Source organism: Qipengyuania huizhouensis, assembly GCF_019711635.1.
GTDB classification, from domain to species: Bacteria; Pseudomonadota; Alphaproteobacteria; order Sphingomonadales; family Sphingomonadaceae; genus Qipengyuania; species Qipengyuania huizhouensis.
Map to the genome: position 1 here is coordinate 45,938 of NZ_JAIGNT010000016.1, position 8,774 is coordinate 54,711.

Genomic DNA, 8,774 nt, shown 5'->3' on the forward strand with positions numbered 1-8,774 from the left:
AACCGGATTCGCGCGCTTTGAGTTCGGCGCGTGAAATCCTACCTTGGCGGAATGCCCTACAAGCCCTTTGTCCCCCTTCGCGTATTGTCGGCCTATTCGATGCTCGAAGGGGCGATCGATCCGAAAGCGATGGCAAAGCTGGCCAAGGAGCGCGGCTTTCCCGCGATAGCCATGGCGGACCGTAACGGCCTCTATGGCGCGGTAATGTTTGCCAATGCCTGCAAGGCCGAAGGCGTTCAACCGATCACCGGCACCCTTCTGGGAGTGGCGCGTGACGAGGAAGGGCGGGTGGTCGATTACCTTCCGCTCTATGCGCAAAGCGAAGCGGGATATGACAATCTCTGCCACCTCGTTTCTAAAGCGCATCTCGAACGTCCGCTGGAATTCGAACCCCATATCCGGATGGAAAATCTGGAGGGCCGAACCGAAGGCCTGATCGCGCTTACCGGTGCCAGCGAGGGCGGGGTGACGAAGCTGCTCGCCGAAGGTCAGACGAGCCATGCGATCGCAATACTCGGCAAGCTTCAGGCGCTATTCCCTGGGCGCCTCTATGTCGAACTTGCTCGGCGCGGAAACCCGGTTGAGGAAGCTGCCGAGGCGGCGCTGATCGACCTCGCTTATGAGCGTGACCTCCCTCTCGTCGCGACCAATCCTGCGAACTTCGCAGAGCCTCATATGTACAAGACGCATGACGCCATGTTGTGCATCGCAAACTCGACTCACATCGATGCAGACGAACGGCCAAAATCGAACCCCGAAAGCTACGTAAAAACTGCTCACATGATGGAAGAGGCCTTCGAAGATTTGCCGGAGGCCACGGCCAATACACTCGTGATTGCCCAGCGCTGCGCATATGCGCCGCCCTATCGGGATCCGATCCTGCCCAGCCTTGCAGGTGACATGGAGGGCGAGGCACGAATGCTCGAGGAGGATGCCCGGCGAGGCCTTGAAAAGCGGCTCGAGCCTTATGGCGAGATGACCGAGGACGAGCGCAAGGTCTATTTCGACCGGCTCGATTACGAGGTCGGCATCATCAATCAGATGGGCTTTCCCGGGTACTTCCTGATCGTCGCCGACTTCATTAAATGGGCCAAGGATCAGGACATTCCGGTGGGCCCGGGCCGTGGTTCAGGTGCAGGCAGTCTCGTTGCCTGGGTGCTTACCATCACGGACCTCGATCCGATCAAGCTGGGCCTGCTCTTCGAACGCTTCCTCAATCCCGAACGCGTGTCCATGCCGGACTTCGATATCGACTTCTGCGAAACCCGCCGCGGAGAGGTGATACGTTATGTGCAGGCGAAATACGGCCACGATCACGTCGCGCAGATCATCACCTTCGGAAAGCTGAAAGCACGTGCCGTCCTGCGCGATACCGGCCGCATCCTCCAGATGAGCTATGGACATGTCGACCGGATATGCAAAATGGTGCCAAACCATCCGACCGATCCGTGGACTCTGCCCCGCGCGCTCAACGGCGCGGCCGATTTCAAGGCCGAGTACGATAACGATAACGAGGTCAAGCGGCTGATCGATCTCGCGATGCAGCTTGAAGGTTTCCCTCGCAACAGCTCGACTCACGCGGCGGGCGTTGTGATCGGCGACCGGCCGTTGGAACAGCTGGTGCCGCTCTATCGCGATCCCCGTTCGGACATGCCGGTCACGCAATACGACATGAAGAATGTCGAGAGCAGCGGCCTCGTCAAATTCGACTTTCTCGGCCTGAAAACCCTGTCGGTGCTCAAGAAAGCGACCGACTTGCTCAAGAAACGGGATATCGAGATCGATCTTTCGAAGCTCGAACTGGACGATCCGGCGGTCTACGAACTGATGAAGGCAGGCAACACCGTCGGCGTGTTCCAGCTGGAATCGGAGGGCATGCGGCGCACTCTTACGGCAGTGAAGCCGACCAATTTCGGCGACATCATCGCGCTCGTCTCGCTCTATCGCCCCGGTCCGATGGACAACATACCCCTGTTCGGAAAGCGCAAGGCGGGTGAGGTCCCGATCGAGTATCCGCATGAGAAACTCGAAGGCATACTTGCCGAAACCTACGGCATCTTCGTCTACCAGGAACAGGTGATGCAGGCCGCGCAGATCCTCGCCGGATATTCGCTGGGCGACGCCGATCTGCTGCGCCGCGCGATGGGCAAGAAGGTCCAGTCCGAGATGGATGCGCAGCGCGAACGTTTCGTCGCGGGCTGCAAGGAAGTCTCCGGGATCGAGAAAGCCAAGGCCAACGAATTGTTCGACTTGATCGACAAATTCGCAGGGTATGGCTTCAACAAGTCGCACGCCGCCGCCTATGCTCTGCTCGCCTATCAGACCGCCTGGTTGAAAGCGCACTATCCGGAAGAATTCTTTGCCGCTTCGATGTGCTTCGACATGCATCAATCGGAAAAGCTGACGATCTTCGTCGATGATGCGCGGCGGCAAGGGATTGCGGTCGAGCCACCCTGCATCAATCGCTCTGAAGCCGAATTCACCGTCGAACAGACCGACGATGGGTATGCGGTACGATATGCACTCGCGGGCATTCGCAACGTGGGCGAGCGGGCCATGGAAACGATCGTTGCGGAGCGTGAGTCTTCCGGCAAGTTCGAAACCTTGCAGGACCTTTTCGAACGCATTCCGAAGGGTTCGATGAATTCGCGCCAGCTCGAAGCGCTTGCCTGCTCCGGGGCACTCGACTGTCTTGAGCCTAACCGCGCGAAGGTTTTCGCAAATGCGGATATGTTGTTGGCGGTGGCCGATGCAGCCGACCGCGAGCGCAGCAGCGGGCAGGCAGGTCTGTTTGGCGGTGAAACCGCCCAGGGCGAAACTCTGCGTCTTCGCGAGGTCGAGGACTGGCCACGGGCCGAGCGAATGGCCAGAGAGCGCGAGAATTTCGGATTCTATTTCTCCGCCCACCCGGTCGCAGCGTGGAAAGACATCGCTTCGGCCAATGGAGCGCGTACCTACGCCTCGTTGATGGCAGGCGGAGCACCCGTCGGTGGTCGCTCCAATGCGGTTATGGCGGCCATGGTCGAAAAGGTGAACAAGGGCACCACCCGCCGTGGCAAGCCCTTCATTCGCGCCGATTTCTCCGATTCGACCGGCCAGTTCAGTGCGGCCTGTTTTGAAGAAAGCATGGTCGAGCGCTTCCTCAAATGGGCGGAGGAGCAGACTTGCGTGCTGCTTCAGGTCGAGCTCGATTCGTCCAGTCCCGATGAACCTCCCCGCATTACCGTGCGCGGGGGTACCCCGCTGGCGGAGGTGAAAGGTTCGACACCCATGATCTTGACGCTCGAGATCAACGACATCGCTGCGGTGGAAATTCTTCAGCGTGAATTGTCCGAACTTTCAACCGGCAATGACGAAGTCGCTGTAACGCTACGGATTGGCGGGGATCATGAACCGGTGATGCGCCTGGGCCGTACATTCGCCCTGGACGGAGAGCTTGCTGAGCGCTTGGCAAGCGTTCCCGGCCTTGCCAAGGTGCAGCTCGACAAGCGGCGCGGCGGCACGCACCTTCGCCTCGTCGCCTGAAGGGTGGCCCCATAAAGGGGTATCAAGCGAGGAGAGAGACTGGAATGCTTGGAGCGATGCAGGACTGGAACATGCGTGTGACGCATGTGATCGATCACGCGGCCCGTGAGGCGCCAGATCGCGAGATCGTGACCCGCTGGGCGGATGGAAGTGAAACCCGCACCGATTGGGCCGGTATTCGCCGCGATGCGCTCAAAATGGCACAGGCTCTTCAAAAGCTTGGGATCAAGCCGGGCGACAAGGTGGCCAGCATCGCGATGAACCATTCGCGTCACCTCGTCAGCTGGTACGGCGTTGCGGGCATGGGCGGGGTTCTGCACACCGTGAATCCGCGTCTTTTCGAGGATCAGCTCGAATATATCGTCAACCACGCGGATGACCGGGTCGTGCTTTACGATGCGATGTTCCAGCCGATAGTCGACAAGATGCGTGATCGCTGGCCGCAGGTAGAGCACTATATCTGTTTCGACAGCGGCGAGCAGACAACCGCCTTCGAGGACTGGATCGGTTCCGAGGACGGCAACTTCGAGTGGGTGCAGGGCGACGAGCGCGATCCGTGCATGATCTGCTATACCAGCGGCACCACCGGGAATCCCAAGGGCGTGCAATATGAGCATCGCAGCACGCTGATGCATGCGATGGCCGGCCTCCAGCCATCGGCATTCAATTTCAGCGCGGCCAGCGTGATGCTGCCGGTCGTGCCGATGTTCCACGCGGCGAGCTGGGGCCTGCCTTATGCGGGTGCGATGGCCGGGATCAAATTCGTTTTCAGTGCGGTGAACGACCCTGCGGTGCTGCACGAAATGATGATCAAGGAAGGCGTAACCGACAGCGCGGGCGTGCCCACGGTCTGGCTCGCCCATTTCCAGTATTGCGACAAGGAAGGCATCGACCTGCCTCCGTTGAAGGCTGCGACTATCGGCGGGTCCGCGGCACCCAAGTTCATGATCGAGCGATTGATGAAGAACGGCACGCGCGTCCAGCACGCATGGGGCATGACCGAGACGAGCCCCATCGGCACAGTGGGCGGCCCAACGCAGGATTGGGACCAGCTCAGTTTCGACGAGAAAGTCGCCAAGACGATGAAGCAGGGACGCCCGATTTTCGGCGTCGAGCTGCGCACTGTCGACCTGGACGATTTCACCAAGGTATTGCCGCGGGATGGCGAGACCTCTGGCGCGCTTCAGATCCGTGGTCCGTGGATCATCAAGCGCTATTTCAAGGCAGACGAAGATGCAGTCACCGAAGATGGCTGGTTCAACACCGGGGACGTTGGCATCCTGCACCCAGACGGCACCCTTCAGCTGACTGACCGCACCAAGGACGTCATCAAGTCCGGCGGCGAATGGATTTCCTCGGTCGAGCTGGAAAATGCGGCCGTGGGACATCCGGCGGTGGCCGAGGCAGCCTGTGTCGGTATGCCGCACCCGAAATGGGACGAGCGGCCCGTATTGTTCGTAGTGAAGAAAGAAGGCGCCGAATGCGACGCGGACAGCGTGGTGGCATTTCTATCGGATAAGGTCGCCAAGTGGTGGCTGCCCGACGCGATCGAATTCGTCGACGACATTCCCCACACCGCGACCGGCAAGATCAGCAAGAAGGATCTGCGTGAGCGCTTCAGCGACTACAAATTGCCTGAAGCGCGTTAGGGCGTGAGCCTGCTGATACTGCTCAACAAACCCTATGGCGTACTCTCGCAGTTCACCGGGGGGCAGGAGGGGGTAGAGGACACGCTGGCCCATCTGGTCGACGTGCCGGATGTCTATCCTGCCGGCAGGCTCGACAAGGACAGCGAAGGTCTGTTGCTCCTGACCGACGATGGTCGCCTGCAATCGCGCATAGCCGAACCGCGCTACAAGATGGCGAAGACCTATCTCGTGCAGGTAGAAGGCGAAGCGGATGACGATGCGCTTCAGCGGCTGGCGAGCGGGGTCGAACTCAAGGATGGTCTGACCGCACCTGCGCGAGCCAGAAGGATCGATCCGCCGCCTGTCTGGGACCGCGAACCGCCGGTGCGGTATCGCAAGACCGTGCCCGACAGCTGGATCGCACTCGAGATCACCGAGGGGCGCAATCGCCAGGTCCGGCGCATGACTGCCGTGGTGGGCCTGCCCACGCTGCGACTGATCCGGTGGCGCATCGGCGATTGGAGCGTGGAGGGCATTGCGCCGGGCACATATCGTGAGATTCAAGTTTGAGGAGAACGCAGTGACCAAGACCTATATCGACCCCAGCCGCGCGAACTTCGAGGCATTCAAGGACCTCCCTCGCGATGAACCGATCCACATGCTCAACCTGCTCCTCTACCGCGACGAAGCGGAATATCCCGAGGGCCACGAACACGCCGACAAGGGCTGGAGCGGTCGCCGGGCCTATGAGGAATACGGCAAGACCAGCGGCCCCATCTTCCGCCGCGTTGGCGGCGAGATCGTGTGGCGCGGGGCGTTCCAGACGGTGGTGACCGGCCCGGAAGAAATGCGCTGGCACGATGGCTTCGTTGCGCAATATCCCAACGCGGGCGCATTCTTCGAGATGATCAAGGATCCAGATTATCAAAGAGCAGTGGTGAACCGGACGGCGGCGTTGGCGGACAGCAGGCTGGTGCGGTTCAAGCCGGGTGCAGCGGGCGAGGGTTTTTAACCGGATGAAATTTTTCGTGTTTCGGGTCGAAGGAATTGATCTGGCTGCAGGGGCGGACCGGCGCGGCTTTTTCACTACTCGTCGCGCTTTCGGTACCACGAAGGAATGGGCGCGACAGAGATTGCTCAAAAAATTGCGAAGGGAGTTCACCATGGGCATTTCTTCGGTCTTCATGGGTGGAAACGACTTCGATCTTCGCGTTGAAGAGGGTTGGGAGATTGGCTTTATGGAATATTGGCGCTCTCCTAGCCGAGGAAGCACGTTGTATGACGAGGGCGACGCGTTCTGATTTTCATAACAACCGCAACTGCCCGCCCATCGCTGGCGGCCTGAACTTGGTGCAGTCCAGTTCGAACTTTGCCTTGCCCAATCCCGCGCGCTTGCAGGCTAGGCGGAACCTTGCGCGGAACAGGTCTGCCCAGACGCCGGTCGGTTTCATGCGCGAGAAGAAGTTCGGGTCATTGTCCTTGCCGCCGCGGATGGATCGGACGATGCTCATCACCTTGTCGCCCCGCTCGGGATAGTGGACCGAGAGCCAATCGCGGAACAGCGGAGCGACTTCGTGCGGCAGGCGCAGGGGTATCCAGCCGACGCTACCCACTCCGATGGCCGCGGCGCGCTCGACGATTTCTTCCATGAACTCGTCGGTGATCGCCGGGATCACCGGCGCGACCGAGCAATGGGTCGGGACGCCTGCCGCGACGAGTTTTTCCAATGCCGCGAGACGCTTGGCTGGCGCAGCTGCACGCGGTTCGAGCTTTCCCGACAGCTTCGGATCGAGGCTGGTCACCGAAATAGCAACCGCCACCAGCCGCCGCTGCGCCATCTCTGAAAGAAGGTCCAGATCGTCGAGCACACGGTCGGACTTGGTGGTGATCGTCACCGGATGGCGCGCATCAAGGCAGACTTCCAGCACCTGCCGCGTGATGCGGTACTGCCGCTCTATCGGCTGATAGGGATCGGTATTGGTCCCCATCGCAATCGGCCTGGGCCGATAATTCCGTTTTGCCAGCGTGGCGCATAGCAATTCGGCAGCATTCGGCTTGGCGAAGAGCTGTGTCTCGAAATCGAGGCCGGGCGACAGGTCGTGATAGGCGTGGGTAGGGCGGGCAAAGCAATAGACGCAGCCGTGCTCGCAGCCGCGATAGGCGTTAATCGAACGGTCGAAACCTATGTCTGGCGACTGGTTGAAGCTGATGATCGTCTTGGGATGCTCTTCCGTCACATGGGTGCGGAGTTTTACGGGCGGACCGCCCTCGATCGCGGCGAGGGATTCCATGTGATCGCGCCAGTCGCCATCCACCTCCCGAGTCGCGAGGCCGAAGCGCGTCGGAACGTCGGCGTTCTGGGCCCCGCGGCCGGGAATGGCTGGTTCGAAGCGACGTTCCATTTCCGAGAACATAAACGGAACAAATGATTTCCGCCAGTCCAATCTTGCTATGGGTGCGGCACAGATCTCGGAGCATCGAACGGAGATCGCGGGTTCATGGAATACCCCGCTGGCGGCCCCGCAATAGCGCGGGTCAGGGCTGAAGTTGACACAGTTGACACTGTCCAGGGAGCTGCAGAAGCTAGGTTCAATGATCGCTGCGAACCCGTGTTGCGGGGAGGCGATGCTACACGCGTTTTCATTACTTCGGCCGGGCTTCCTGATGCGGCATCGGTGCGTTTCTTGCAGGGCGGATCGAATGCAGTGTCCCGAAGCCGCTCCAGCCTGTCCCATCTTTCCGCAGCCTCGCGGCGGGCCTCTTCTTCCGCTTCCTGCTCGGCCTCTTCCATATCGGCCCGTACAGCTTCGGCATCGGAGCCGAAAAAGTGGTCGATGTCCCGTTCGGGCACCTCGATCGTCTCGCCCGGGTGGCCGTCTTCCTCGTCCAGTTCCACGGTAAGCTGGGTGCGGCGTGCTGCTTTGGAGGCCCGATCAACTTCCCGCTGGATGTAGCGCGTGCGATCGGGCACGCCTTCGGCGCTGTCGCCGCTGCCGATACGGGTCAGCAGATCCTCGAAGATTGCCGCGTCCCCGGCTGCCTCCTCGCTGGCGAGATTGTCCAGCCGGGCCAGATGCGCAAGTAGCAGGCGGCTATCGTAGCGGCGGCGCGTACCGACCACTTCGCCGCGATGCCACACGTCCTCTTCGATCCCGTCGACCGCCCGGTCGGCCAGCACCTGCTGGCTGGCATCGCGGCCCAGCAGTACCGCCGCCGCCCAAGCGCGGACGAAAAGCGGATCCTTGCGCCGTTGGCGATAGGCGGATTCCGCTGACAGACCGACACGGCGGCAGGCTGCGCGGGCATTCCCGCTGACCGCAAGGCGATCGAGGAAAAGCATCTTACGCTCGGGCGTCCAGCCACGAGCGGGAAGTTCGGTGATGGGCTCGGCATTATCGGTCATGATCCGCGTCTCCATGATATGGGAAAACAAGGCGAATCTGCGCTATTATGCACGAGGGACGCTGTAGGACAGGTGGATTGTGGAGCGCGCCGGGTGTCCGCTCTGGATTTAAGGAGCGAAAAAGCTGCCATTCCGCTTACAACGCCTGTGTGGACGGCTCTCCGTTGGCAAGGGATAATTTGAACTGAGCTTAGCTTGTTGAGGCGCCCATGTGTCCG

The 8,774-nt window shown here is 60.7% G+C and carries 7 protein-coding genes; 5 read left to right on the forward strand and 2 right to left on the reverse strand.

Going from position 1 to position 8,774, the window contains the following annotated elements; translation table 11 throughout:
* Nucleotides 1-51 precede the first annotated feature (51 nt).
* From dnaE to K3180_RS12095, 5 genes are read left to right on the forward strand one after another with little or no spacing between them, the layout of a single operon-like run.
* Nucleotides 52-3,525, forward strand: coding sequence for a DNA polymerase III subunit alpha (gene dnaE, locus K3180_RS12075; RefSeq protein WP_221541209.1), 3,474 nt, complete (start codon nt 52-54; stop codon nt 3,523-3,525).
* A 44-nt stretch (nt 3,526-3,569) separates the two neighbouring features.
* On the forward strand, nt 3,570-5,174 hold the full coding sequence (locus K3180_RS12080; RefSeq protein WP_221541199.1) for a long-chain fatty acid--CoA ligase: 1,605 nt from the start codon (nt 3,570-3,572) through the stop codon (nt 5,172-5,174).
* Between the two features lie 3 nt (nt 5,175-5,177).
* Entirely contained in the window at nt 5,178-5,723 is a 546-nt protein-coding gene (locus K3180_RS12085) for a pseudouridine synthase (RefSeq protein ID WP_221541200.1), read from the forward strand.
* 10 nt (nt 5,724-5,733) lie between these two features.
* Entirely contained in the window at nt 5,734-6,165 is a 432-nt protein-coding gene (locus tag K3180_RS12090; protein WP_221541210.1) for a DUF1330 domain-containing protein, read from the forward strand.
* A 4-nt stretch (nt 6,166-6,169) separates the two neighbouring features.
* Nucleotides 6,170-6,454, forward strand: coding sequence for a hypothetical protein (locus K3180_RS12095; RefSeq protein WP_221541201.1), 285 nt, complete (start codon nt 6,170-6,172; stop codon nt 6,452-6,454).
* A gap of 3 nt (nt 6,455-6,457) precedes the next feature.
* Here K3180_RS12095 and K3180_RS12100 read toward each other — a convergent pair whose 3' ends face one another.
* Nucleotides 6,458-7,555, reverse strand: coding sequence for a PA0069 family radical SAM protein (locus tag K3180_RS12100; RefSeq protein ID WP_221541202.1), 1,098 nt, complete (start codon nt 7,553-7,555; stop codon nt 6,458-6,460).
* Nucleotides 7,556-7,602: 47 nt separating this feature from the next.
* The gene (locus K3180_RS12105; RefSeq protein ID WP_221541203.1) at nt 7,603-8,556 is read right to left on the reverse strand and encodes a hypothetical protein; all 954 of its coding nucleotides are present in this window, start codon (nt 8,554-8,556) and stop codon (nt 7,603-7,605) included.
* Nucleotides 8,557-8,774: the final 218 nt, after the last annotated feature.

Bases quoted from the DNA above. Each gene is read 5' to 3' on its own strand.
- dnaE (WP_221541209.1), top strand. From the start codon at position 52: ATGCCCTACAAGCCCTTTGTCCCCCTTCGCGTATTGTCGGCCTATTCG.
- K3180_RS12080 (WP_221541199.1), top strand. From the start codon at position 3,570: ATGCTTGGAGCGATGCAGGACTGGAACATGCGTGTGACGCATGTGATC.
- K3180_RS12095 (WP_221541201.1), top strand. From the start codon at position 6,170: ATGAAATTTTTCGTGTTTCGGGTCGAAGGAATTGATCTGGCTGCAGGG.
- K3180_RS12100 (WP_221541202.1), bottom strand. From the start codon at position 7,555: ATGGAACGTCGCTTCGAACCAGCCATTCCCGGCCGCGGGGCCCAGAAC.
- K3180_RS12105 (WP_221541203.1), bottom strand. From the start codon at position 8,556: ATGACCGATAATGCCGAGCCCATCACCGAACTTCCCGCTCGTGGCTGG.